The following is a 25,275-nucleotide window of genomic DNA, read 5'->3' as shown; positions in this document are numbered from 1 at the left end:
CGTGCTCACTGCGCGAGGCCGCTCGTGCACGCCGCCCCCGGCTCCGGCGTCTGCTTGCCCTGGACGTACGTGGAGAAGAACTCCTTGACCTTCGGGTCGTCCGCGCCCGAGACCGTCCGCTGGTGCGCCCACGCGCTCAGCATGACGGGGTCCTTCTGGTCCTCGACCGGGCTCATCAGCGAGTACGGCGTGGCCTTGACCTTCGCCGCCAGCTTCTTCAGGTCGGCCGGCTTCGCCTTGGCGTTGTACGTGACCCAGACGGCGCCGTGCTCCAGGGAGTGCACGGCGTTCACCTCCGGGATCGCCTTCTTGTAGACATCGCCGTTGCAGTTCATCCACACCTGATTGTGGTCCCCGCCGACGGGCGGCGTCATGGGGTAGTTCACCTTCTTGGTGACGTGCGTACGGCCGAGTTTGCCCCAGACCTTCTCGCCGTCGGAGGTGACCTTGTACTTCGGCCAGCCCTTCGCGTCGTCCGAAGAGCCGGAGTCGTCGGACGCCTTGTCGAAGAGGAAGAAGCCGCCCACGCCGAGCGCCGCGACGACGACCGCGCTGACGGTGATCATCAGGGCCCGGCCCCGGCGGTCACGTGTGCGGTCAGCCCGGCGCATCTCCTCTATCCGGGCCTTGCGGGAAGCGTTGCTCGTGTTCTTGGCGGAACCCATGGTGTGTCCTTCTGCGGAAAGGGACGGACGGGACGACGAACGAGTCCGCTGATCGTAATGCGAGGGAGGGGCGGTACTACAGAGCGTCTTCGAATCCATGGCGGTGCCGGAAGGGTCCGAGCCGGAGAATTTGAGGCGCAGATGCGCATTACCTACGCTCGACGGCATGCGGCTCATGCGATCGACCGACCTGGCGCTGCGCACGCTCATGCGCCTGGCCGTGGCGGAGGGGGCGGCCCCCACGACGCGTGAGGTGGCCGCCGACATGGCCGTGCCCTACACCCACGAGGCCAAGGTGGTCGCCGAGCTCCAGAAGCTGGGCCTGCTTGAGGCCCGCCGGGGCAGGGGCGGCGGGCTCGCGCTGACGGAGGCGGGCCGCACCGCGTCGGTGGGCGCGCTTGTGCGGTCCTTCGAGGGCACGGGTGACGTGGTGGACTGCGAGGGCGGCACGCCGTGCCCGCTGAACTCGGCGTGCCGCCTGCGGGACGCGCTCCGCAGGGCGCAGGAGGCGTTCTACGCCTCGCTGGACTCGCTCACGGTGGCGGACATCGTGGCGGCGCCGACGGGCCGCCTCCTGCTGGACATCACGGTCCGGGGCACGGGCTGAGCCGGACCCGCCCCGCGTCTCCTCCTACTCCTGCGCCAGCCACAGGTCGGGCCTACTCCTGCGCCAGCCACAGGTCGGGCCTACTCCTGTGCCAGCCACAGGTCGGGCCCGAACACCTCGTAGTGGATGTCGGCGGCGGCGACCCCGCGCCCGATCAGCTGGGACCGGACGGCCCGCATGAAGGGCAGCGGCCCGCACAGGTACGCGCGCGTGCCCGCGGGAATCGCCGGGAGCGCCGCCAGGTCGACGCGGCCCGTCAGGGCGGCGGGGTGCCCCGCGTCCGGCTGCTCGTAGAAGAAGTGGGTCCCGGCGCCCGGGAGCTTGGCGGTGTACGCCGCGTGCTCGGCGCGCAGCGCGTGCGCGGCGGGGGAGCGGTCGGCGTGCACGACGGTGACGGGCGCGCGGTGCCCGGTGGCGGCGAGCTGCTCCAGCATGGCGACCATCGGGGTGACGCCGATGCCCGCGGAGGCGAGCAGCAGCGGAACGTCGCCGTCCGCCGCGTCGAGGACGAGGTCCCCGTACGGCGGGGAGAGCCGCAGCACGTCGCCCTGCCGCACGCGCGCGTGGAGGTGGTTCGAGACCTCGCCCTCGGGCGCCGCATGGACCCCGGCGGCCCCCCGCACCCGCTTCACGCTGATCTGCCGCACCCCGTGCCCCCGGCCCGCGGGACCGACACCACCGGACAGGCTGTACTGCCGTATCTGCCGTGCCCCGTCGTCCAGTTGGACCTGTACGGAGACGTACTGCCCGGCGCGGCAGTCCGGCGCGGGGACCCCGTCGAGGGGGCGCAGCCGGAAGGTGGCGATGTCCGCGGTCTCCTCGACACGTTCGACGACCTCCCACTCCCGCCAGCCGCCGTCGCCCGCCGTGACGCCCTGCGCGGCGTAGAGCCGCGCCTCGATGGCGATGAGGGCGTTGGCCATGAGCCAGTAGACGTCGTCCCAGGCGGCGGCCACCTCGGGCGTGACCGCGTCGCCGAGCACCTCGGCGATGGCCGCGAAGAGGTGGTGGCGCACGGTCTCGTACTGGCCGGGGGCCACGCCGAGCGAGGCGTGCTTGTGCGCGATGCGGTTCAGCAGCACGTCGGGCCGCTCGTCCGGGCGTTCCACCAGGTGGGTGGCGAAGGCGGCGATCGACCCCGCCAGGGCCCTGCGCTGGGTCCCCGCGGCCTGGTTGCCGCGGTTGAACAGGTCCTTGAGGAGCTCAGGGCGGGCCGTGAAGAGCCGGTCGTAGAAGCGCTCGGTGATTTCGCCGATGGCCGCTCCGACGACGGGAAGCGTGGCGCGGACGGTCGCGGCTGACTGCTCGGACAGCAACGGGACTCCTCAAGGACGAAGAGGTACGGGGGGTTTGCGCCCCCCTTGTCTGTTTCGAGCCCCAAATTAGCATCTGAAATGCAAGTTATAGCGAGGGGGGTGGCCGGGGCGCGGACCGGACGAGGCACCCGCCGCCGTTACGGCCGGGCCGTCGAGCAGGCACTATGGGCAGAGAGCGGCGAGCGGCACGGCTCGGAACGCCGCGGTACGGCTCGGAGCGCCGCGGTACGGGATCCGCAACGTGCGCGAAACCGAGTAATGGGATGCTCGTGTGCCCGGTGCGTCCCGGGAGCCGGGTGCAGGTGGCCTGACCAGCAAGGATGGGTGGAAGCGGAAGATGGACAAGCAGCAGGAATTCGTGCTCCGTACGTTGGAGGAGCGCGACATCCGGTTCGTACGCCTGTGGTTCACGGATGTCCTCGGCTTCCTGAAGTCGGTGGCCGTGGCCCCGGCCGAGCTGGAGCAGGCCTTCGACGAGGGCATCGGCTTCGACGGCTCGGCGATCGAGGGATTCGCCCGGGTGTACGAATCGGACATGATCGCCAAGCCGGACCCGTCGACGTTCCAGGTGCTGCCCTGGCGCGCGGAGGCCCCCGGCACCGCCCGCATGTTCTGCGACATCCTGATGCCGGACGGCTCCCCGTCCTTCGCCGACCCGCGCTACGTCCTCAAGCGCGCCCTGGCCAAGACCTCCGACCTGGGCTTCACCTTCTACACCCACCCCGAGATCGAGTTCTTCCTCCTGAAGGACAAGCCGCTGGACGGCTCGCGTCCCACCCCCGCCGACAACTCCGGCTACTTCGACCACACCCCGCAGAACGTGGGCATGGACTTCCGCCGCCAGGCCATCACGATGCTCGAATCCATGGGCATCTCGGTCGAGTTCAGTCACCACGAGGGCGCGCCGGGCCAGCAGGAGATCGACCTCCGTTACGCGGACGCGCTCTCCACCGCCGACAACATCATGACGTTCCGCCTGGTCATGAAGCAGGTCGCGCTGGAGCAGGGGGTCAACGCGACCTTCATGCCGAAGCCGTTCTCCGAGCACCCCGGCTCCGGCATGCACACGCACCTCTCCCTCTTCGAGGGCGACCGCAACGCGTTCTACGAGTCGGGCGCCGAGTACCAGCTCTCCAAGGTCGGCCGCTCCTTCATCGCGGGCCTGCTCAAGCACGCCGCGGAGATCTCCGCCGTCACCAACCAGTGGGTGAACTCCTACAAGCGCATCTGGGGCGGCTCCGAGCGCACGGCGGGCGCGGGCGGCGAGGCCCCCTCGTACATCTGCTGGGGCCACAACAACCGCTCCGCGCTGATCCGCGTCCCGATGTACAAGCCCGGCAAGACCGGCTCGGCCCGCGTCGAGGTCCGCTCCATCGACTCCGGCGCCAACCCCTACCTGACCTACGCGGTGCTGCTCGCCGCCGGCCTCAAGGGCATCGAGGAGGGCTACGAACTCCCGCCCGGCGCCGACGACGACGTGTGGGCGCTGCGGGACGCGGAGCGCCGCGCCCTCGGCATCGAGCCGCTGCCGCAGAACCTGGGCGAGGCCATCGCCCTCATGGAGAAGTCCGAACTGGTCGCCGAGACGCTCGGCGAGCACGTCTACGACTTCTTCCTGCGCAACAAGAAGCAGGAGTGGGAGGAGTACCGGAGCGAGGTCACGGCCTTCGAGCTGCGGAAGAACCTGCCGGTGCTGTAGGCGCAGGTCAGAGAGCTTTTCACCTGTCGTTCGGGAGGGGCCCACGGTCTTGGACCGTGGGCCCCTCCGGCTGTCTGCCTACCCTTGGGCCGTCTGTGGGCCGTCCGGCGCCGAGCCGGGCCGCTGGAAGACGGAGTCCACGGCCCTTCGGCTCCGCCCCTCGCTGCTTGGCAAGAGGTGCGTGTACACGCGGAGCGTGAAACCGGTATCGGTGTGTCCCGGGTAGGTGCTCGCCTTGCAGGGGTTTCGGTGGAGGTGGTCGTCCTCCACGGCCACCGTGAACACAGCCGAGACGCTCGCGAAGATGACCCGGCGGTACGACGACGCGGGTACTGCTCGTTCAGCTCTGCGAGTCGCTCCCGAATGTGCTCCGGCTTGCTCTGGGATTGACGTATCGGCCACTGTCCATATCGGCTCGATCTTCGTCAGCCACTTCTCGGCAAGTCGCTTCTTGCCGTCGGGGAAGATCTGGGACTTCTCGGTTGCGTCGGGGCCGATGCAGCGGGCGCGGTAGCGCAGGCCGGTGCCGTGGCGGTCGGTCTTGGTGCGGACGGTCTTGCCGGTGGTGGAGATCTCGGTCTTGAACCAGCGGTCTTGGATGTGGCCTGCCATGGGGCGCGGTCCCTTCTCGACAGCAAGCAGGGAGGGCCACAAGGTGGCCCTCCCTGGGAGTTGAACAGCGGCTTTTGCTGGTGACGTCAGGCGGCGTCGGTGTCCATGCGCCGACGTTCGGTGACGTACGCGTGTACGTCTGCGGGGTCGTAGCGGTGTGCTTGCCGATGCGGAATCCGGTCGGTCCGGTGCGCTTCTTGCGCCACTGGTAGACGGTTTCCTTGGGCACCTCGAAGATCTCGGCGATGTCGTCGGGGGTGAGGTACCGATCGGGCAGGCCGCCGCGGAGCGTGCCGCGGGGGTCGGGTTGAGCGGAACTGGGTCGGCTCATGGGGTCCTCGGGAGTTGAGTCACCCTGTTGGTGTCAGGACGTGAAGAACGGGCCGCTTCGCGGCGCGACGGCGAGATGGAGATGCGCCGCCACGACCGCACCCAGGCCCCGCGTGCTGAGAGCGGCCTGCTGCACGCCACCATCGATTGAGGGTGACGGCGGGGCGAGCCAGGAACGGATCGCCGTAAAGCCCTGGGCCAGCAGGGCTGTTGATGCTGGTGGGAAGCGGGCAGGCCCCCTCTCTTGCCCCTCGGTGGGACACGGGGCCGGCGCGGCGGCGTCCACCGGGCCGGGTGGGGCGAACCATCGGTCCCAGCAGAAGGAGAAGGCGCAGTTGACCAGGGTCGGGCAGGCGTGCATCAACGGTCGCCCTCGGGCGGCACACGCGTTCGGGCGCTCGGTGTCGGTGCAGGTGGGACGGGGCTCCGGAGCGGCCTCGGCCGAGGCTGAACCACGGCGGAACCGCGTGAGTGGGGTGGGGGTGCATCAACCCCGCGGGGGACCTCGGATCTAGTGCCACGATGTCTCAACGGGCGCTTGCCGAGGCCCAGTTGACCCGCAGTCCGTGACTGTACCGGGCGCGACGTCCCGGGCACTTCGAGATCCAGAGGTACCTCATGCGCACACACCGTCGGCTGCCCTGTGCCACGCCGAAGCCCGCCATCCGTCCGGACGGCCACCAGACCGTCGTCGTCATCGTGGTGCTCGTCCTCGGCGCCGCACTGGCGCTCACCGGAATGCCCGTCGTCGTCCTGGCCGAGACCCTGACGGCCTGCGGTCTGATCGGCGTCCGGCTGGCTCGCCGCGTTCCGTCCGCGCCCGAGGGAATGTGACCGGGCGGGCCGTGGCGCGCCCGGAACAGCCGGTCTCCACCTCCAACCCGGGCCTGGCGAAGCTCGCGGAGTGGCTGCGTGCCCACCGCAGGGCGGCGGGTCTGACCCACCGGGAGATGGCGGAGAGGTCCGGGTACGACTTCTCCGCCACCACGTACTCCCGTGCCGCGAGCGGGAACCAGGTCCCGCGCCTGCCGGTGGTGGAGGCGTACGCACGGACCTGCGGGGCACCGGTCGGCCAGGCGCGGCGGCTGTGGCAGGCCGCCCGGTACGCCGAGCACCGGCGGAGGTATCCGAGGGCGGGAGTGCCGAGGCCGGACCGGGTCTATGACAGGGACGGGCTGAACCGCGCGCTGCAGGAGCTCTATTACAAGGCGGGGGCGATACCCGTGGACGAGATGGAGCGCCGGGCCGGTGCGCACGGAGAACTGCCGCACAGCACGGTGCTGCGGATGCTGTCGGGCAAGTCCATGTTCGAACTCCCCCAGCTCGTGGCCTTCCTGCGGGTGTGCGATGTGACCGACGGCGTCGAATGGGGGCGATGGCGCAGCGCCTGGCACCGGGCCCACCGGCATCGGGAGGTGGAGCGGATGGCGCGGCGGCTGGCCCGGCTGCACGAGGCGTCGGCGCGCAGCCGTCGCAGCGCCCGCGACCAGGACCCCGCGCACCGGAGCCCCGCGACCCCTGCGGAGCCCCGGAGCCTTCCGTATCCCTCTGTGGGCCTCGCGATGCCACGGAACCGTCCCACGGGGGACGGCCGGCCGCCGCCTTGAGCACGCTCCACGACAGCGCCCCCGCTTCCGGGGGAGAAGCGGGGGCGCCACGTCGTACGGGCGGATCAGAGCTTCGGCACGATCGCCTCACGCAGCGGTGTCGTCGCGCGGACCCGGTACTCCTGGATCGACCAGCCGTTGCCGTCCGGGTCCGAGAAGTACATGAACGTGGCGCCGTCCTGCGGGGCGTGCTCGACCGGCTCGGTGATGTCCAGGCCGCGGGCGACGAGCTCGGCGTGCGCGGCCTTGGCGTCGGGCACGCACAGCTGCAGGCCCTGGTAGCTCCCGGCGGCCGGGCGCGGCCCGCGGACCGACTCCCAGATCGTGTCGCCCAGGGCGATGGAACAGCCCGAACCCGGCGGGGTCAGCTGGACGATGCGCATGCCCGGCATGATCTCGGTGTCGATGTCGACGTGGAAGCCCAGCTTGTCGCGGTAGAACTCCATGGACCGGTCGATGTCGCTGATGGGCAGCGGGATCACTTCGAGTGTGTATTCCATGACCCGCAGTACACCAGGGCGCGGGGCCCCTGTCAGTGCCCCCGGCGCGGTGTCCCTCCACGAGGGCGGCTCCGCGCGCGCCGGGTGCGCCGGTCAGGCCGTAGGCTCGGGCCGAGGAGTGATCGAACGGAGGCTCGGCATGACGGTGCCGCAAGGACGACGGAGCAGCACGTTCACCCGGCTGCTGCGGCACGGCTTCACCGACCCGTCCACCGCGGAGCGGCTCCTCGACGACCCGGCGCTGAGCGCCGTGCGCGACGACCCGCTGCTCCTCGACGCGCTCGGCGCCACCGCCGACCCCGACCTGGCGCTGATCGGCCTCGTCCGGCTCGTGGAGGGCCAGGAGAGCGACCTCAGTCGGCGGGAGCTGCTCGACACCCTCGTCACCGCGAAGCCCTTGCGCGACCGCCTCCTCGCCGTCCTCGGCGCCTCCGAGGCGCTCGCCGACCATCTGGCCAGGCACCCCCGCGACTGGCAGGCCCTCGCCACGTACGAATCGGCCGATCTGCACCCCGGTGTGGAGGAGTTCGAGCGGGGCCTCGGCGACGCCACCGACCCGGTCTCGCTGCGCGTCGCCTACCGCCGCTGCCTGCTCTCCATCGCGGCGCGCGACGTCTGCGGCACGACGGACGTCGCCGAGGCGGCGGCCGAGCTCGCGGACCTCGCGACGGCGACGCTGCGGGCGGCGCTCGCCATGGCCCGCGCGGCGGCGCCCGGCGACGCGGCGCAGTGCAGGCTCGCGGTGCTCGCGATGGGCAAGTGCGGCGGGCACGAGCTGAACTACGTCTCCGACGTCGACGTCATCTTCGTCGGCGAGGCGGTCGACGGCGCCGACGAGGACAAGGCGGTGCGGGCCGCCACCCGGCTGGCCTCGCACATGATGCGGATCTGCTCCGAGACGAACGTGGAGGGCACGATCTGGCCCGTCGACGCGAACCTCCGCCCCGAGGGCAGGAACGGCCCTCTGGTGCGCACCCTCTCCAGCCATCTCGCCTACTACCAGCGCTGGGCGAAGACCTGGGAGTTCCAGGCGCTGCTCAAGGCCCGCCCGGTCGCGGGCGACCTCGCGCTCGGCGAGGAGTACGTCGCCACGCTCGCCCCCCTCGTCTGGCACGCCGCCGAGCGCGAGAACTTCGTGCCCGACGTGCAGAAGATGCGCCGCAGGGTCATCGAGAACATCCCGGTGGGGGAGATCGACCGGGAGCTCAAGCTCGGCCCCGGCGGGCTGCGGGACGTCGAATTCGCCGTCCAGATGCTGCAGTTGGTGCATGGGCGCAGTGACCCCTCGATCCGGAGCGGGTCCACGCTGGTGGCGCTGCAGGCGCTCGGCGCGGGCGGTTACGTGGGGCGTGTGGACGCCGCCCAGCTCGACGACGCGTACCGCTTCCTGCGCTCCCTCGAACACCGCATCCAGCTCTACCGCTTGCGCCGCACCCACCTCGTCCCGGAGGGCGACGCGGACCTGCGGCGCATCGGCCGCTCCCTGGGCATGCGCACCGAGCCGATCACCGAGCTCAGCCGGGCCTGGAAGCGGCACACCTCCGTGGTGCGCCGCCTGCACGAGAAGCTCTTCTACCGCCCGCTGCTCGACGCCGTCGCCCAACTCGCCCCGGGCGAGGCGCGGTTGAGCACGGCGGCGGCCCGCGAGCGCCTGGTCGCCCTCGGCTACGCGGACCCGAGCGCGGCGCTCAGGCACCTGGAGGCGCTGGCGTCCGGGGTCTCCCGCAAGGCGGCCATCCAGCGCACCCTGCTGCCCGTCCTGCTCGGCTGGTTCGCCGACTCCGCCGACCCGGACGCGGGCCTCCTCGGCTTCCGCAAGGTCTCCGACGCGCTGGGCAAGACCCCCTGGTACCTGCGGCTGCTCAGGGACGAGGGCGCGGCGGCAGAGAACCTCGCCCGCGTCCTCTCCGCCGGACGCCTCGCCCCCGACCTGCTGCTCCGCGCCCCCGAGGCGGTCGCTCTGCTCGGCGACTCCCGTGGCCTCGAACCCCGCGGCCGCGCCGCCCTGGAGCAGGAGGTCCTGGCGGCGGTGCGCCGCGCGGACGGTGCCGGGCAGGCCGTGACGGCGGCGCGCGGCGTGCGCCGCCGGGAGCTGTTCCGTACGGTCGCGGGGGACATCATCGGCTCCTACGGCACGGAGGAGAGCCCCGCCGAGGCCGATCCCGGCGCGCTGGTCGACCGGGTGGGCGACGCGGTCTCGGACCTGACGGCCGCCACCATCGCGGGCACGCTGCGCGCGGTCGTCCGGGAGGGCTGGGGCGACACGCTCCCCACCCGCTTCGCGGTCATCGGCATGGGCCGCTTCGGCGGCCACGAGCTGAGCTACGGCTCGGACGCGGACGTCCTTTTCGTGCACGAGCCGCGCGAGGGCGCCGACGAGCAGGAGGCGGCGAAGGCCGCGGCCAAGGTCGTCGCCGAGATGAGCCGTCTGCTCCAACTCCCCTCCGCCGACCCGCCGTTGCTCATCGACGCGGATCTGCGTCCGGAGGGCAGGAGCGGCCCGCTCGTCCGCACCCTGGGCTCGTACGAGGCGTACTACCGCCGCTGGTCCCTCGTCTGGGAGTCCCAGGCACTGCTGCGGGCCGAACCGGTCGCGGGCGACGAGGAGCTGGGGCGCGCCTTCATCGACCTCGTCGACCCCCTGCGCTACCCCGTGGAAGGACTCGGTGAGGACGCGGTCCGCGAGATCCGCCGCCTCAAGGCCAGGATGGAGGCGGAGCGGATGCCGCGCGGTTCGGACCCGACGCTCCACGCCAAGCTGGGCCGCGGCGGCCTCTCCGACGTCGAGTGGACCGTCCAGCTCCTGCAGTTGGAGCACGGCTGGGCCGAGCCGGGGCTGCGCACGACCCGCACCCGCGAGGCCCTCGCGGCGGCGTGCGCGGCCGGGCTGATCCCGACGGACGACGCGGCGATCCTCGACGAGGCGTGGGTCCTCGCCGCGCGGGTGCGCAACGCGGTGATGCTGGTGCGCGGCCGCGCGGGTGACACGTTCCCCTCGGACGGGCGTGAACTGGCCGCCGTCGCGCGGTACTTGGGCTACGACACGGGGCACGTCGGTGACATGCTCGACGACTACCGGCGGATCACGCGGCGGGCTCGTGCGGTGGTGGAGGAGCGGTTCTACGGGGCGGTGTGAGCCCGCCCCAGGGCCGATCGGCGCCCCGGCTGCCCCATCGGGCACCGAACGCTGCCCTCGCGCACCTGGCCCGGCACCCGCTCCGTGGCGTATCCAGGAAGAGTTCGAGTCCGTCTGCCTGGAGGCCTCCATGCGTGCCCGCGAAACCGCCCGACCTGCTGATGGGGACAGGGTCGGCCGCGTACCGGCCCGTTCCGCCGGGGCCCCGGCGAGCGTGGGTGGCCTGTCCGCCCAGGAGGTCCGTGCGCTGCAGCGCACGGCGGGCAACGCCGCCGTCGTCGAGGCCGTGCAGCGCTCCGCCGTCCACGACGTGCTCCGCGGCGGCGGCCGGCCGCTCGACAGCGCCACCCGCAGCGACATGGAAGCCCGTCTGGGCGCGGACTTCTCCGACGTCCGCATCCACGACGACAGCGCCGCGAAGGACTCCGCCGCCGAGGTCGGCGCCCGCGCCTACACCTCCGGCAGCCACGTCGTCATCGGCGACGGCGGCGCCGACCGGCACACCCTCGCCCACGAGCTGACGCACGTCATCCAGCAGCGCCAGGGGCCGGTCGCGGGCACCGACAACGGAGCGGGGCTCAGGGTTTCCGACCCCTCCGACCGCTTCGAGCGCGAGGCCGAGGCCAACGCCCACCGGGTCCTGTCCGGACCGGCGCCCGAGGCCCACGGGCCGGTGACGGCGCAGCGCGCCACCGGCGCCTCGCACGCGCCCGACGTGCAGCGCGCGACCGCGGTCCAGCGCGTCAACGGCACCGACGCCGGGCCCCGGGTCGACTGGGACCAGTTGCTGAACATCATCGTCGGCCGGGACCGCAGCCTCGGCGGGTTCCAGTTCGGCACCGACTGCCGCAACAACGGTGGCAACAACCTCATCTCCCGGGCCGTCACGGTGACCGTGAGCGACGGCGGCACGACGGCCAAACTGGCCGTCCACCTCAACGTCATGCTCACCAGCGGCGGCGAGGTCAGGGACCGCAGGACGGGCGAGTCCACGGCCACGATCAAGGGTTCGCTCTTCCACCTGACGGCCCGCCCGGACGAGGGCCAGGCCCGGATCAACCAGAGCGGCGCCTCCCAGCTCACCGCGGAGGAGTCCATCCACGTCGGCCGCAACAACGCCAAGGGCTGGAACAACCGGCCCGGCAACACCGCGGAGCTCGCGCGCAGCGTCGGCGTCTCGGCGGAGGCGCTGATCGCCGCGCTGGAGGCCAAGTACCCGCTCGGGGGCATGCAGGGCATGATCGACGACTTCAAGAACGACGTGGGCCGCGCGGTCGTCCACGGCCTCGTCCCGGACGTCGTGCACGTGAAGTGGGACGGCGACGAGTCGTTCGGCTAGCCCTGGCCGTCCGAAAAAAACCGCTACGCCTTGACCGGCGGCAGGTCCCGCTCGCCCTCGACAGCCACCTCGCGCGCCAGCGCGTACGGCATCGCGCCGTACCAGAGGCGGGCCACCAGGAACCCGAAGGCCAGGCAGATCATGCCGCCGACCGCGTCCAGCCAGAAGTGGTTGGCCGTGGCCACGATCACGACGAGCGTCGCGGTGGGGTAGAGCAGGCCGAGGACCTTCACCCACGGCACCGACGCCAGGGCGAAGATGGTCAGGCCGCACCAGAGGGACCAGCCGATGTGCATCGACGGCATCGCCGCGTACTGGTTCGACATGCTCTTGAGGTCGCCCGACGCCATCGAGCCCCACGTCTGGTGGACGACCACGGTGTCGATGAAGTGCGTGCCGTTCATCAGGCGCGGCGGTGCCAGCGGATACAGGTAGTAGCCGACCAGGGCCACCGCCGTCGTCGCGAAGAGCACCAGGCGGGTGGCCGCGTACCGCCCGGGGTGCTTGCGGAAGAGCCAGACCAGGACGCCGAGCGTCACCACGAAATGCAGCGTCGCGTAGTAGTAGTTCATGCCGGTGATGAGCCATGTCACCGAGTCCACGGCATGGTTGACGCTCTGCTCGACCGCTATGCCCAGATGGCCCTCGACGCGCCAGATCCAGTCGGCGTTGCGCAGCGCCTGCGACTTCTGTTCCGGCACGGCGTTGCGGATCAGTGAGTACGTCCAGTAACTCACCGCGATCAGCAGGATCTCGAACCAGAGGCGGGGGCGGCGAGGGGTGCGCAGACGGCTGAGACGACGTGCGGGACCGCGCCCATTGCGGGTGTCGTGCTCGCCCGCGCTGGGTGATGAAGCGGGCCTCTGCCCGCCCTCAAGTGTCGTCACAGTCGTCTCACCCATAGGGACAGAGTCTGCCAGATCCACACCCTTCGACCGATCATCCCCTGGTCGGGTTCGGGCCGCATTCTCTACGCCACGGGGACGAGGCCGCCGTACGCGTGTGGCCCTTGGGGCGCCTGGGCCCCAAGGCCGTTGAATCCCGAACCGGAGACCGATGGCCGTGCGGCCACGGAACAGGACCGTACCGGCCGGTATCAGGCGGCCCACCAGACCGCCGTGTCGGCGGGGAGCACGGTCCTGCCGGCGCCAGGACCGACGTCCGCGCTCGCCAGCAGCAGGGTACCGGGGGTGGGCAGCGCCACGGGCGACGCGGTGAGGTTTACCGTACAGACGAACGAGCCGCCGCGGCCGGTGCGCCGGAAGGCGAGCACGCCATCGGGCGACGGCAGCCACGCGATGTCGCGGCCCGCGCCGAGGGCCGGGTGGGCGCGCCGCACGGCGAGCGCGCGCCGGTAGAACTCCAGCGTGGAATCCGGATCGCCGGTCTGCGCCGCCACCGAGAGGTCCCGCCAGGAGTCCGGCTGCGGCAGCCAGCTCGGACCGCCATCGGCGGGCCCGAAGCCGAACGGCGCCCGCCGCCCGGACCACGGCAGCGGCACCCGGCACCCGTCCCGCGTGCCCTCCTGCCCGGCGCCGCGGAAGAACGCCGGGTCCTGACGCACCTCGTCGGGCAGCTCGGTGACCTCGGGCAGGCCGAGCTCCTCGCCCTGGTAGAGGTAGGCGGAGCCGGGCAGCGCCAGCATCAGCAGCGTGGCCGCCCGCGCCCGGCGCAGGCCGCGGGCCGCGTCGCCGTCGGCGAAACGCGTGGCGTGCCGTACGACGTCGTGGTTGGAGAGCACCCAGGTGGCGGGCGCGCCCACGGCGTTCATCGCGGTGAGGGAGCGGTCGATGACGTCGCGCAGCGCGGCGGCGTCCCAGCCCGTCGTCAGGTACTCGAAGTTGAACGCCTGGTGCAGCTCGTCGTGGCGCAGGTACCGGGCGCTGCGCTCGACCGTCGGGGTCCACGCCTCGGCGACGGCGATGCGCTCCGCGCCGTACTCCTGGAGGATGCGGCGCCAGTCGCGGTAGATGGCGTGCACGCCGTCCTGGTCGAAGTACGGCACCTCCTGCTTGCCGAGCAGTTTGACCTGCTCGCCGTGGCCGATGTCCGGCAGGCCCGACGCCTTGACCAGGCCGTGGGCGACGTCGATGCGGAATCCGTCGACGCCGAGGTCGAGCCAGAAGCGCAGTACGGAGCGGAACTCCTCGTGGACCGCGGGATGGTCCCAGTTGAAGTCCGGCTGCTCGGGCGCGAAGAGGTGGAGGTACCACTCGCCGTCCTCGACGCGGGTCCAGGCGGGGCCTCCGAAGACGGACTCCCAGTCGTTCGGGGGGAGTTCACCGTCGGGGCCGGTGCCGGGGCGGAAGTGGAAACGGTCGCGGGCCGGAGCTCCGGGGCCCTCCCGCAGCGCCTCCTGGAACCACTCGTGCCGGTCCGAACAGTGATTGGGCACGATGTCGAAGATGACGCGCAGGCCGAGGGCGTGCGCCTCGCGGATGAGACCGTCGGCGTCGGTGAGAGTGCCGAACATCGGGTCGACGGCGCGGTAGTCCGCCACGTCGTAACCCGCGTCGGCCTGCGGCGACGCGTAGAAGGGCGAGAGCCAGACGGCGTCCACGCCCAGGTCGCGCAGGTGCGGCAGGCGGGCCGCGATGCCGGGCAGGTCGCCCATGCCGTCGCCGTTCCCGTCGGCGAAGCTGCGTGGATAGACCTGGTAGATGACGGCGTCGCGCCACCACTGCGGTACGGGCGCGGAGTCGGTGGCGGCGGGCGCGGCGGTCACGTGCTGCGTCATGAAGTCCCTCGGAGGTGCGGGGAGTTACGTGGGCTGGGGGGCCGGAGGCGTCCGGGGTCCGTTGCGGGGCTCGATGCCGTGGGCGGTGCCGGTGGCGGACCGGCACACGCTGGTGAACGCCGTGCGGAACGCGAAGGTCACGAACGTGTCCGCCGCCCCGGCGGTGGCCGGGGCCCGTCGGGCGCGCGGGCCGCCGGGGCGCCCGTACCCGGCGCCACGGGCGCAGATCCTATCGCCAAGCACACGGCCCACGGCGAAAGTTCCGGGATCTTCACTGGTCCCGGTCGCAGCGGCCTCGCCGACTCCCGGAGCGCCCCGCGGAGCGCTAATTTGGTCGGCAGGCCCAACGGGGGTCTGTCCCACCAGCTCCAAGGGGCCCCGCGTGAGCGTCAACGGCAAGGCAGGCACCACGATTCTGGTGGTAGACGACGTCGCCGCCAGCCGATACGCACTGGGCGCGGTCCTGCGCAGGGACGGCCACCGCGTCGTCCTCGCCGCCAGCGCCGGCGAGGCCCTCATCGAGCTCGACGTGCGCGGGCGGGCCGGGCAACTGCCCGACGTGGCGCTCGTCGACGTCGGGCTGCCCGACATGAGCGGCTTCGAACTGTGCCGCCGCATGAAGGAGACGCCGCCCTTCGCCGCCCTGCCCGTCGTGCACTTCTCGGCCGCCAGGACCGCGCCCGCCGACCGGTGCCGCGGCCTCGACGCGGGCGGCGAAGCGTATCTGACGGTGCCCGCCGAGCCGGAGGAGATCCAGGCTGTCGTGCGCGCGGCCGCCCGCGGCGCGCGCCACCGCTGCGACGCCGAGGCCCAGGCCGGGCACCTGACCCGGCTCGCGGAGACCACCCTCGACGTGCAGTCGGCCCGCTGCCCGCGCGAGCTCGCCGAGGCCGCCGCGGCCGGCACGGCCCGCCTCACCCACGGCCCGGCGGCCGCGTTCGTCCTCGGCGACGACGGCGAGCTCCACCGGGGCCTGTCCCCGCGCAAGGCCGCCGTCGCGCTGCCCGACGACGGCGCCCACGCGGCGGTCGTCCGCCTGATCCAGCGCGGCATGGCAGGCCGTACGGGCGTGCGCGAGACCGTCGTGCCCGAGCCCCTGTGGCCGCCCGGCTTCTTCCACACCGAGCCGTCCGGGGGCGCCCGGCTCCCCGAGGGCGCCCGGCTGACCCTGGCCCGCGCCCGCGAGGGCTGCGCACCCGTCGCCCTCGCCACCCCCGCGTACGCCCGGGGGCTGCGGCCCGGCACCGGACACCTCGTGGCACGGCTGGCCAACGCCACGGCGGTCGCCGCCGAACGACTGCTCATGTACGAGATGGAGCGCCACATCGCCCTGACCCTGCAGCGCAGCTTCCTGCCGGCGCACGTCCCCCAGACACCCGGCACCGAAGTCGTCGTCCGCTACGAACCCGCCTCCCGCGACACGGAGATCGGCGGCGACTTCTACGCCGCGCTCGGCACCTCCCAGGGCCTGCTCACCGCCATCGGCGACGTCGTCGGCCACTCCCTGGAGGCCGCCACCGTGATGGTCGAGATCCGGCACGCGCTGCGCGCGTACTGCGTCGAGGACCCCGACCCGGGCAGGCTCGCGAGCCGCCTCGACAGGATGCTGCAGCGCTACCACCCCGAGGTGACGGCCACCCTCTGCCTGGCGCTCACGGACCCCTCCGACGGACGCACCCGCGTCGCCAACGCCGGACACATCCCGCCCCTGATCATCGGCGACGACGGCACCGCCGCCTACCTCAGGGCGAGCGGCCCGCTGCTCGGCCTCGGCCTGCCCCGGCCCGAGCCCACCGAGACGGTCCTGCTCCCCACCGACCGGCTCCTCATGGTCACCGACGGGCTCATCGAGACCCGCGGCACCGACCTCGCGGTCTCCATGGAGCACCTGCGCACGGTCGCGGCCGACGGACCGCCCGGCGTCACGGCCCTCTGCGACACGCTGCTCACCTGCCTCGGCCACGACCGCGACGACGACATCGCGCTGCTCGTGATGCGCCTGCGCGAGGCCGGCACCTGACCGCCCCCGGCCGCGGCCCGCGGCGGCGACGCGCCGCTCGGCGTCCGCGAGGAGTTCCCGGCCCGGCGGTGGTCATGGGGCGAGCGCGACCAGCCGTTCGATCAGGGCGGCGAACGGGCCGTCGGGTGGTTCCGCGGCGAGGATGCCGCGCAGCAGCGACGCCATCTCCGGGTCGTACGCGGCGCTCACCGCGGTCAGCGCCGCGAAGTCGTGCACCAGCTGCAACTCCAGCTCCGCGCGGGGGATGCGGCGGCCGTCCAGCCAGATCAGCGCCGTGGACTCGGCGAGCGAGATCCAGGAGCGCACCACGAGTTCGAGCCGGGCGGGCGGGTCGGTGATGCCCAGATGCGCGAGGATCTGGTCGTACGCGGCCTGGCGCACCGAGTCGATCAGCGCGTTCGTCGTCGAGACGGCCTCGTGCGCGTAGGCGCCGCCCGCGGAGACCGCGGGGCCGCCCCGCATCAGCGCGGAGAAGCCGGGCCCGTGCTCGTCGACGAAGTCGAGGAAGCGGCGCATCACGCGCTGCAGCCGGGCGCCGAGCGGCCCTTCGCGCGGCTCCACGAACCGGCCGGCCAGATCCTCCGCCGCCCGGCGCAACGCCGCCTCGTACAGGCTGAGTTTGCCGGGGAAGTAGTGGTAGACCAGCGGGCGCGAGATGCCCGCGGCCGCTGCTATCTCGTCGATGGAGACGTCGTCCGGCGAGCGGTGGCTGAACAGTTCGAGCGCGACCCCGATCAACTGCTCCCGCCGCTCTTCGACACCCATCCTGCGGCGCACCCCGGTTGTCATGCGAACACCTTACCGAGCAGAACCGGCCCTTCGGCGGGCCGGTCCGTGCCTGCCGGTGTCAGGGCGGGCCACTCGTCTCACATGTCGAGCACGAGCCGCTCGCCGCGCGCCCGCGAGACGCAGAGGAGCATGGACGCGGCCCGCTCGCCGTCGTCAAGGAGCTCGTCGCGGTGGTCGATCTCCCCTTCCACGACGCGCTGTTGGCACGTTCCGCAGAAACCCTGCTCGCAGCTGTACGGGGTGTCGGGCAGCTCGGCGCGGACGGCGGCGAGCACCGTGGTGTCCGCGGCGACCGCCACCGTGCGCCCGCTGCGCCGCAGTTCGACCTCGAAGGGGGCGTTGCCGTCGAGGCAGGTGCGGGGCGAGAACCGCTCCAGGTGCAGCGTGCACCCCTCGGGCAGCGCGGCTTCGACGGCGTCCATCAGGGCCTCGGGGCCGCACACGTGGACGGCGGTGCCACGCGGTGTGCCGGCCAGGAAGGCGGCGGGGTCCGGCAGCCCGGCCTCGTCCTCGGCGACGACGGTGACCCGCTGCCGCCCGGCGCCGCCGAGCTTCTCGATCTCTTCGAGGAACGGCATCGAGCCGCGCGAACGGCCCCCGTACAGCAGCCGCCAGTCCGCCCCGGACGCCTCGACAGCCCGCAGCATCGGCAGGATCGGCGTGATCCCGATGCCGCCCGCCACGAAGGCGTAGGACGGGGCGTCGGCGAGCGGGAAGCGGTTGCGGGGTCCGCGCACCTCGACCTCGACGCCCTCCCCGAGCCGCTCGTGCACCTCGCGCGAGCCGCCTCTGCCGCCCTGTTCGGCGCCGATCAGGCGGGTCGCGACGGTGTACGAGGAGGAGTCCTCGGGGTCGCCGCAGAGCGAGTACTGCCGTACGAGCCCCGAGGGCAGCACGACGTCGAGGTGGGCGCCCGGCTCCCACTTCGGCAAGTCGCGTCCTTCCAGGCGCAGTTGGACGACGCCGTCGGCGACGCGCTCGTGCCGGGCGACGGTGAGCCTGAGCGCCCGGGAGCGCGGCCGCCCGGAGACCGGCTCCTCCAGGGCGGGCAGCGGCCACAGCGGGGAGGTCTCGATGCGGCGGCGCAGGGCTCGCCTGGTGAGCAGGGCGACGCCCGCGACGAGGGCGACGGTGCGGATGCGGGGCATGTCAGGCGGCTCCCTTCCCGGCGGCGAGCGCGGCGACGGCCGCGGGCGAGGAGGCGAGGTAGGCGACGGCCTGTGCCGTGCTGCCCTCCTGCGAGGGGTGGTAGTCCCGGCTGAGGTAGCGGGGGATGGAGCGGATCATGTCCCCGGCGGTGGGCAGCGTCCCCGCCTTGCCGCTGCGGTAGAAGTCCTTGAAGGACGCCTTGCCGTCGGCGAGCGTCGGGTCGTTCTCCATGAAGAACCGCGTCCCGCGCTGCCAGAGGAAGACCAGGGCGCTGAACGCGGTCGCCCAGGTCCTGGCCCGGCGCCGGTAGCCGCCGTCGACGTGCATGAACAGGTCGAAGGCGACGGAGCGGTGCTCGACCTCCTCCGCGCCGTGCCAGCGGAGCAGGTCCAGCATCGTCGGGTCGGCGCCCCTGCGGTCCAGCTCCTCGGCGTTGAGCACCCAGTCGCCGAGGAAGGCGGTGTAGTGCTCGATGGCGGCGATCATCGCGACGCGCTCCATCAGCCACCAGCGGCGCGCCTTGCCGGGCGGCAGCGTCCGGTCGCCGAGCAGCTTCTCGAAGAGCCAGTCGACCTGCGCGGTGTACGGCGTCGGGTCGAGCCCCTGTTCCTTGAGGTGCGGCAGGACCTCGTCGTGGGCCTGCGAGTGCATGGCCTCCTGGCCGATGAAACCGATGACGTCCTCGCGCAGTCTCTCGTCCCGGATGAGCGGCAGGACCTGCTTGTAGACGTGCACGAACCAGCGCTCACCGGCGGGCAGCAGCAGGTGCAGCACGTTGATGGTGTGCGTGGTGAACGGGTCGTCCGGGAGCCAGTGGAGCGGGGTGTTCTCCCAGGAGAAGGAGACGTTGCGTGCCTTGAGCGGTATGTGCTCGGACGCGACGGGCTCGGGCACCCGGCTCTGCGTATTAGACATGGCGTCAATGTACTGAGCGGTAGTTCGGCGGTACAGGGGTCTGCGGAAGGAACTTCGGCGGCTACCGGGGCGGGCTCAGCTTCCTGCCGCCCGGCAACGTGCCGGTCAGACTGAGCTCGGCGTCCCGCTCCGTCCTCCTCGCAAGGACATGGCCCGGCACCCGCGCGCCGCCCGTCGCGGTGAGGGACGCCACGTCCTTGCTGCCGGCGGCGAGCAGGTACCAGGTGCCCCCGCGCGACTTCCAGCGGACCCCCGCGAGGACGTGGGGATCGCGGCTGCCGCACGTCGCGGAGTCCTCGGCCTTGGCGGCGACCGCGCCCGCGGGCCCGTCGGCCGTCTGGAACTGGGCGAGGATCCGGCTGCCGGCGCCCCGCCAGGTATCGGCGCGGGTGCAGACCCATTGCGCCGTGCCGTTGCCCTCGGGCAGCGTCTGGCGCGCGTACGCCCATGAGTTCACGGCCCGGACGCCGTTCGAGCGCACCGAGGCCAGGGAGCACGCGGACTTCGACCACTGGGCGGGCGTGGCCTCGCGCGGGGCCTCGGGGCGGCCCGCGGTCAGATGGGCGGGGACGAGCTCGCCGAGGTCGGACGACATGCGCACCGCGCCGGACTCGTCACGCAGCAGCAGCGCGTTCCACGACGTGCACTGCCCGCTCTGCGCGGGCCCGGCGAACGGGTCGGTGACACCGTCGTCCGAGCGGTGCAGGGCGACCGCCTCCGCGGCGGGCTTGAGCAGGTCCTGCACCGAGACGGACCTGACCCACGGGGCGGTCAGATAGCGGATGTTGCCGTCGGCGCGGTCCACGACGACGGCGTTCGCCTCGGTGCCGCCGGCGCCGTCCACCCGCGCGAAGTCGAGGGCCGCGCCACTCGCGCCCTCCCTCGGCTCGGCGTACCGCACGATGCGCAGGCCGTCGTAGAGCAGCACCACGCGCGCGGAGTCGACGTCACCGGCGAAGAGCAGCTGGGCGGGGCCGGGCGGCGCCCCGGACGGGGAGCCCGGGGTCGCGGAGACCCGCACGGACTCACCGGGCCGCGCCCAGACGGCGAGGGCGCGGCGCAGCAGCGCCCGGTCGCCGATGAGGTTGCCGCGGGCGGGCCACACGGAGAAGTCGGTGCGCGGGGACCGCTTCCAGGCCGAGGCCGTGGCCACCGTCAACTGGCCCGGGTCGAGGGCGGCCCGGCCCGCCGGGTTCTGCGCGTACGGGGGAGCGGCGGCGCCGTCGGGCCCCCAGCCCTCGCCCGGCAGCCCGAGCAGCGCTCCGCAGACCAGCGCGGCGACGGCCGCGACGCCCGCCGCCTTCATGTGCTGCCTGCGCCGCATCAGATCGGTCGGCCTGGCCTGCAGGGAGCAGGGGTCGAACTCGGGCGACGCGAGCAGGTCGTACCGCTCCTCGACGTCGTCGGCCTCGTCCAGGGCGTCCTCGGGGTCGTCGCATCCGGCGGCGGCGAGCACGGCGGCCACGGCCGTGTCGTCGAGTTCCTCAAGGCCGCGCAGTACGTAGGCGGCGCGCGCGGCGCCGGACAGGGCGGACATCCGCTGGTCGAGGGCGAGTTCGTCGGCGCCACCCGAGCGCGGGAACAGCCGCAACCCTCTCACCTGCGGAAACAGCGGCGGCAGCTGGGCCCGCTTGGGCCAGGAGGTCCACCGCAGGGGCTGCCCGGCCTCCAGGGCGCTGCGCAGCACCCGCAGGCGTACGTACGCGTACCCGGGGTCAGCGTGGGGGCCGGAGCCGCGCTGCGCCGGGACGAGGGCCGCGTCGGCGCTCTTGCGGCTGCGCGGCAGGGCGCGCTGGGTGAGGGCGTGGGCGGTCAGGACCCGGCGGTTGCGGCCGAGGCTCGGCGGCAGCACCAGGTAGGCCAGCCGGACGAGCCGCGGGTAGTGCTCGACGAGGGCGGCCTCGGCCTGCTCCACGTCGACGACGGCCGCGGGACCGCTGGGGGTCGGGGGCTTCGGGTGAGACTGCACATTCGACGACACGTTCAGCAAAACGAGCGAATCGTCGGATGGTCACCTCATGCCGGGGTGTCCTCCACGAGCGCGCGGGCGTAGTTGGCCATCGACCGCTGGTAGCGCGGCAGGTGGGGAGCGAGGGCGCCGAGCGCCAGGGCGAGCCCCTCGCGCTCGCGCCCGAGGCTCGCCAGGCACAGCGCAAGACAGGCCCGCACGGCGTCGTCCAACTCGTCGCTCGGAGCGAGGAGTTCCGGGGTGAGGAGGGCGACGCCTTCCTCGGCCCGCCCGGTGTTCCGCAGGGAGCTGGCCAGCTGCACGGCGGTCCGCCGCCTGCGGTACGGCGGCAGCCCGCGCTCCAGCGCTTCCTGATAAAGGGGCACGGCGCGGTCGGAGTGGCCGGTGGAGTCGAAGGCGCAGGCCCGCTCGAAGAGGCCGACGGGGTCCCCTTCGGGGAGTTCGGCGGCGAGTTCGTCGATGGCGGCGCGGAACTCCCCGGCGTTCTCCTCGCCGTAGGCGTCCAGTGTGTCCCACGTCGCCGCGAGCCGCTTCTCCCAGTCGTCATCCATTCCCTCACCCTCGCACCGCGGGCCCCCTCACGTCACTCCCTTTACGCGTAGCGGCCCGCGACCGCGCGGCGCTACGCGTCGACCTTCCAGCCGCTGAACTCCACCGTCCCGCGCCCGCCGTCGCCCCCGTTCGTGGCGCTCATGAACATCCCCACGTCCTGCGCCGCCACCGCTCCGGCCACGGTCACCGTCGCCACGGTCCGCCAGGAGGCGCCGTCGTCCGTGGAGCAGGCCCCCGTGAAGGAGTCCCCCGCGCGCGAAAGCCTCAGCAGCACCGGCGCCTTGATCCCGGTGAGCCGCTTGTACGTGTCCAGGGTGCCGTCGCCGTTCGTGTCGTACGACAGGACGACGCCGTTGGCCGGTGTGACGGCGAGGTTCACGATCCCGCGCGAACCGGGCGTGCCCAGCGCCGCGCGGCTGATGATGCCCGCCCGCGCCCACGGCCCCGAGACCGTCTGGGAGTCGACCCGCACCGTCACCGACACCCCGTCCCGCAGCGCCGCGTCCCGGTACAGCGCACCGAATTCCGTCGTCCCCTTCCACAGGTCCGCGCCGCCGCCGTCGATCGCGTACCGCCCGTCCAGCTCTCCGAAGACGGCGCCGCTGTTCGTGTACGTCCGCCACGCACCGCTCACCGGACCGGCCTCGTACAGGGTGCCTTCGTGGACGGACCGCACCCGTCGCTCGCCCGCGGGGCCGTACTTCACGGTGATCTCGTACGGCAGCGGGCGCAGCGGCCGGTCCAGGGGCGTGTCCGGCGCGTCGGCCCGCCACCGGGCCTTCGCCGTGCCCGCGGGCGGGACCCTCGGCAGCGACACGGGTCCCGTCGGCTCCGCGTCGATGCCGGTCAACGTGAAGTCGACGCGGCCCGTGGCGCGCAGCCCGTTGACGTTGCGGAAGACGGCCTCAAGGCGGGCGTGGCCGCCCGGCGGGAGAGCGGGCGGCTCCGCGGTGACCGTGAGGTCGCCCTGGTAGGGCGCGCGGGCCAGGACGTCATGGACGCGGGACGCGGTGCGGTAGGCGGAGCCGACGGGCCGCAGCGGGTAGTCCTTGCGCTCCCGGGTCCACGGCTGTTCGAACGCGAACCAGTCGACGGGCTTCGGCGCGCGTCCCGCGGCCAGCGCGTCGGCCAGCTCGTCCAGCCACGTCTGCCAGCGGGGCACGTAGAAGTCGCTCATGAGGCCGTGCCATTCGCGGTTGCCGTAGTCGCGCAGCCGGCCCGCGTCGGCCGTGGCGCGCTCCCCCCACACGGTGATCAGCACCTTGGCGGTCCGCTCGAACTCGGCGGCCTCGGCCTCGCTCGTGCCCATCCGCCGGGCGGCCTCGACCCACGGCCCGAGGAGGAACGCCGGGTCGGTGCCCGTCACGTCGTCCGAGAGCCGCATGAGCCGCAGCCACAGCGTCGACAGGGCGGCGAAGGTCTCCCGGTCCTTGCGGGCGTAGGCCGCCCGCAGCTGCGGCAGGAGCTGGCGGCTGCGGTGCGCGAGGGCCTGCCGGGCGACGTCCACCAGGTCGTACCGGTAGGCGGCGCTCGCCCGCAGCGCGCTGCCCACGCCGAGCAGCCCGGTGAGCGCGGCGTCGAAGCGGGCGGGGTCGTAGGTGAGGGCGCGCGGCGCGAAGTCGGCGGCGCGGGCGGCCGCGAGGTCGGGCCGTGCGGCGAACAGGGAGTCGTGCGGGTCGCTGCGCTCGACGGCGGTGTGCTGGTAGGCGGTGGCGTTCAGCGCCTGCCAGGCGGCCCGCGCGTCGCGGTCGCGGCCGCCGTAGCGGAAGTCGGCGTACGAGGTGAACCACGAGGACCGGTCCACGGGGCCCTGCGTCCAGGCCAGCTCCGAGAAGAGCTCGAAGGCGGCCGGGTCCCGGTCGGTGGCCTCCGGCAGGAAGGCGGTGCCGGTCAGCGCGCTGTTCTCCTTGTCGCGCCAGGCGAAGAACTTCTCGTTCCAGATGTGGGTGCGCGCCCCGATCGTCGTGCGGCCGCCGAAGTTGGGGATGGTGCCGAACGCGTACGGGGTGCCGCCCCAGTCCTTCTCCCGGTCCGTCACGCCCTTGAACCGGTCCGAGACGCCGTCGACGATCAGCATCCGCTTCTTGTCGACGGCGTCGAGGAGCTCGGGCAGCGGATTGGCTTCCCAGCCGAGAATCACCCAGGTGGCCCCGGGCCGGGCCTTCTGCAGGGCGGCTTCCACGCCTCGGGCGGCCGCGGGCACGGGCACGTCGCCCGCGGTTCCGCCCTCGTGCAGGAGGTCCATCTTGAAGTGGCCGGCCGGGCCGAAGAGGTCCTCCTGGTGCCGGTAGAAGGAGGCGGCGACCTTCGCGAAAGCGGTGGTGCGGGGGTCGAGCCAGTCGGGCCGCGGGAAGCCGTGCCAGACGCCCTGCGGCACGACCCTGGCGTCGCCGCCGTTGCGCTCCACGAAGCCGTCGGGCACGTGGCCGTAGTAGCCGGGGAAGACCGGTGCGATGCCGAGACCGCGCAGCCGGTCCACGATGCGACGGCCCAACCGCACGCGATCGTCGATGAGTTGGTGCGAGAGGGGGCCGCCGTACCCGGAGAGGTTCTGCAGCAGCCACCAGGGCTGGTGGGAGGGGGCGGGCAGCCAGGCCCTGGCCTCCGCGTCGGAGTAGCCGAACTCCTGAAGTACCCGGTGGTACACGGCTTCCGCGCCCGCGATCACCATGACCTCGTTGCAGCCGTGCAGCGCGAGCACGTCGATCATCCGCTCCCAGTAGGCCCAGTCGGCGTACGGCGCGGTGTACCCGTCGTTGGTGTCGTTGAGGGCGAACCGGTGGGGGAGCGAGGTGGACCGCTCCAGCGGGCGGGCCGGTGCGGGCAGCCTGCGCGGCAGGTCCAACTGGCTGCCGTTCCAGGTGATGTGGGCCCCGCACACGTACTTCAGGTACCAGTGGACACCGGTGAGCAGCACGGCGGGCGTCGTGCCGGATACCTGGATCCGTCCGGTGGTGCCGGTGACCCGGAAGCGGTCCTCGCCGTCCCGCACCGGGACGAGTCTGAGACGGATCTGCTCCGCGTGATGCGGCAGGAGTCTGTTGAGCGCCGAGCGCGCGGAATCCGTATCGAAGGCGGGGCCCCCGGTGGTCTCCGTGGGGCCGGTGGGGCCGTCGGCGGCGTGGGCCGGCAGCGGCACCCCGCCGACGGCGGCGCCGAGGCTGAGCGCGCCGGCGGTGCCGAGCACGGAACGTCGGGACAGTTCGGACATGTGTACCCCCTGAGGTGAAGGCTGCGGCGCACGGTATCCGTGCCGCACCCCGTGCTCAACGGTGAAGAGGGAGATGGCGTGTTCAAGTCGCCGGGTGAGGCTGGTGTGACGATGAGGGCAGC

At 72.8% G+C, this 25,275-nt stretch carries 19 protein-coding genes and 1 pseudogene; 7 read left to right on the top strand and 13 right to left on the bottom strand.

What is annotated here, in order from left to right; all coding sequences use genetic code 11:
- Positions 1-5: 5 nt before the first annotated feature.
- The gene (locus ACFVYL_RS05095; RefSeq protein ID WP_389712916.1) at positions 6-665 is read right to left on the bottom strand and encodes a DUF3105 domain-containing protein; all 660 of its coding nucleotides are present in this window, start codon (positions 663-665) and stop codon (positions 6-8) included.
- A gap of 166 nt (positions 666-831) precedes the next feature.
- Here ACFVYL_RS05095 and ACFVYL_RS05090 point away from each other — a divergent pair, with 166 nt between their 5' ends.
- The gene (locus tag ACFVYL_RS05090) at positions 832-1,272 is read left to right on the top strand and encodes an RrF2 family transcriptional regulator (protein ID WP_389712915.1); all 441 of its coding nucleotides are present in this window, start codon (positions 832-834) and stop codon (positions 1,270-1,272) included.
- Positions 1,273-1,352: 80 nt separating this feature from the next.
- Here the strand turns inward: ACFVYL_RS05090 and ACFVYL_RS05085 are convergent, their stop codons facing one another.
- On the bottom strand, positions 1,353-2,588 hold the full coding sequence (locus ACFVYL_RS05085) for a globin domain-containing protein (protein ID WP_389712914.1): 1,236 nt from the start codon (positions 2,586-2,588) through the stop codon (positions 1,353-1,355).
- A gap of 337 nt (positions 2,589-2,925) precedes the next feature.
- On the opposite strand from ACFVYL_RS05085, the gene ACFVYL_RS05080 reads away from it, so the two are divergent.
- Entirely contained in the window at positions 2,926-4,287 is a 1,362-nt protein-coding gene (locus ACFVYL_RS05080; RefSeq protein ID WP_389712913.1) for a glutamine synthetase family protein, read from the top strand.
- Between the two features lie 78 nt (positions 4,288-4,365).
- Here the strand turns inward: ACFVYL_RS05080 and ACFVYL_RS05075 are convergent, their stop codons facing one another.
- Positions 4,366-4,899 carry a hypothetical protein gene (locus tag ACFVYL_RS05075; protein WP_389712912.1) on the bottom strand — a complete coding sequence of 178 codons (534 nt, stop codon included), beginning with the start codon at positions 4,897-4,899 and terminating at the stop codon, positions 4,366-4,368.
- Positions 4,900-4,985: 86 nt separating this feature from the next.
- Positions 4,986-5,230: pseudogene (locus ACFVYL_RS05070) on the bottom strand (helix-turn-helix domain-containing protein).
- Between the two features lie 617 nt (positions 5,231-5,847).
- On the opposite strand from ACFVYL_RS05070, the gene ACFVYL_RS05065 reads away from it, so the two are divergent.
- Both ACFVYL_RS05065 and ACFVYL_RS05060 read left to right on the top strand, forming a co-directional pair.
- On the top strand, positions 5,848-6,063 hold the full coding sequence (locus ACFVYL_RS05065) for a hypothetical protein (RefSeq protein WP_389712911.1): 216 nt from the start codon (positions 5,848-5,850) through the stop codon (positions 6,061-6,063).
- Between the two features lie 11 nt (positions 6,064-6,074).
- Positions 6,075-6,836 carry a helix-turn-helix domain-containing protein gene (locus ACFVYL_RS05060; RefSeq protein ID WP_389712910.1) on the top strand — a complete coding sequence of 254 codons (762 nt, stop codon included), beginning with the start codon at positions 6,075-6,077 and terminating at the stop codon, positions 6,834-6,836.
- Between the two features lie 65 nt (positions 6,837-6,901).
- Here the strand turns inward: ACFVYL_RS05060 and ACFVYL_RS05055 are convergent, their stop codons facing one another.
- On the bottom strand, positions 6,902-7,336 hold the full coding sequence (locus ACFVYL_RS05055; protein WP_389712909.1) for a VOC family protein: 435 nt from the start codon (positions 7,334-7,336) through the stop codon (positions 6,902-6,904).
- Positions 7,337-7,475: 139 nt separating this feature from the next.
- Here ACFVYL_RS05055 and ACFVYL_RS05050 point away from each other — a divergent pair, with 139 nt between their 5' ends.
- Both ACFVYL_RS05050 and ACFVYL_RS05045 read left to right on the top strand, forming a co-directional pair.
- The gene (locus tag ACFVYL_RS05050) at positions 7,476-10,472 is read left to right on the top strand and encodes a bifunctional [glutamine synthetase] adenylyltransferase/[glutamine synthetase]-adenylyl-L-tyrosine phosphorylase (RefSeq protein WP_389712908.1); all 2,997 of its coding nucleotides are present in this window, start codon (positions 7,476-7,478) and stop codon (positions 10,470-10,472) included.
- 130 nt (positions 10,473-10,602) lie between these two features.
- A complete protein-coding gene (locus ACFVYL_RS05045) occupies positions 10,603-11,811 on the top strand; it encodes a DUF4157 domain-containing protein (RefSeq protein WP_389712907.1) in 1,209 nt (402 codons plus the stop codon).
- A 23-nt stretch (positions 11,812-11,834) separates the two neighbouring features.
- On the opposite strand, the gene ACFVYL_RS05040 is transcribed toward ACFVYL_RS05045, so the two are convergent.
- On the bottom strand, positions 11,835-12,713 hold the full coding sequence (locus tag ACFVYL_RS05040) for a phosphatase PAP2 family protein (RefSeq protein ID WP_389712906.1): 879 nt from the start codon (positions 12,711-12,713) through the stop codon (positions 11,835-11,837).
- 194 nt (positions 12,714-12,907) lie between these two features.
- A complete protein-coding gene (locus ACFVYL_RS05035; RefSeq protein WP_389712905.1) occupies positions 12,908-14,548 on the bottom strand; it encodes a glycoside hydrolase family 13 protein in 1,641 nt (546 codons plus the stop codon).
- A gap of 382 nt (positions 14,549-14,930) precedes the next feature.
- On the opposite strand from ACFVYL_RS05035, the gene ACFVYL_RS05030 reads away from it, so the two are divergent.
- Positions 14,931-16,568: a SpoIIE family protein phosphatase gene (locus ACFVYL_RS05030; RefSeq protein ID WP_389712904.1), complete on the top strand. Its 1,638-nt coding sequence runs from the start codon at positions 14,931-14,933 to the stop codon at positions 16,566-16,568.
- A gap of 72 nt (positions 16,569-16,640) precedes the next feature.
- Here the strand turns inward: ACFVYL_RS05030 and ACFVYL_RS05025 are convergent, their stop codons facing one another.
- From ACFVYL_RS05025 to ACFVYL_RS05000, 6 genes are all read right to left on the bottom strand, one after another.
- The gene (locus ACFVYL_RS05025) at positions 16,641-17,357 is read right to left on the bottom strand and encodes a TetR/AcrR family transcriptional regulator (protein ID WP_389712903.1); all 717 of its coding nucleotides are present in this window, start codon (positions 17,355-17,357) and stop codon (positions 16,641-16,643) included.
- A gap of 77 nt (positions 17,358-17,434) precedes the next feature.
- Positions 17,435-18,505: a PDR/VanB family oxidoreductase gene (locus ACFVYL_RS05020; protein WP_389712902.1), complete on the bottom strand. Its 1,071-nt coding sequence runs from the start codon at positions 18,503-18,505 to the stop codon at positions 17,435-17,437.
- 1 nt (position 18,506) lies between these two features.
- Positions 18,507-19,421 carry a metal-dependent hydrolase gene (locus ACFVYL_RS05015; protein WP_389712901.1) on the bottom strand — a complete coding sequence of 305 codons (915 nt, stop codon included), beginning with the start codon at positions 19,419-19,421 and terminating at the stop codon, positions 18,507-18,509.
- A gap of 61 nt (positions 19,422-19,482) precedes the next feature.
- Positions 19,483-21,390: a hypothetical protein gene (locus ACFVYL_RS05010; RefSeq protein WP_389712900.1), complete on the bottom strand. Its 1,908-nt coding sequence runs from the start codon at positions 21,388-21,390 to the stop codon at positions 19,483-19,485.
- A gap of 47 nt (positions 21,391-21,437) precedes the next feature.
- Complete coding sequence (locus ACFVYL_RS05005; protein ID WP_389712899.1) at positions 21,438-21,941, bottom strand: tetratricopeptide repeat protein; 504 nt, start codon at positions 21,939-21,941, stop codon at positions 21,438-21,440.
- A gap of 71 nt (positions 21,942-22,012) precedes the next feature.
- On the bottom strand, positions 22,013-25,153 hold the full coding sequence (locus tag ACFVYL_RS05000; protein WP_389712898.1) for an alpha-N-acetylglucosaminidase: 3,141 nt from the start codon (positions 25,151-25,153) through the stop codon (positions 22,013-22,015).
- Positions 25,154-25,275 lie beyond the last annotated feature (122 nt).

Source organism: Streptomyces sp. NPDC058308 (assembly GCF_042880275.1).
Classification (GTDB): Bacteria; Actinomycetota; Actinomycetes; order Streptomycetales; family Streptomycetaceae; genus Streptomyces.
The sequence above is the reverse complement of the archived record's forward strand: the minus strand, read 5'-3'. Positions and strand labels throughout refer to the sequence as shown.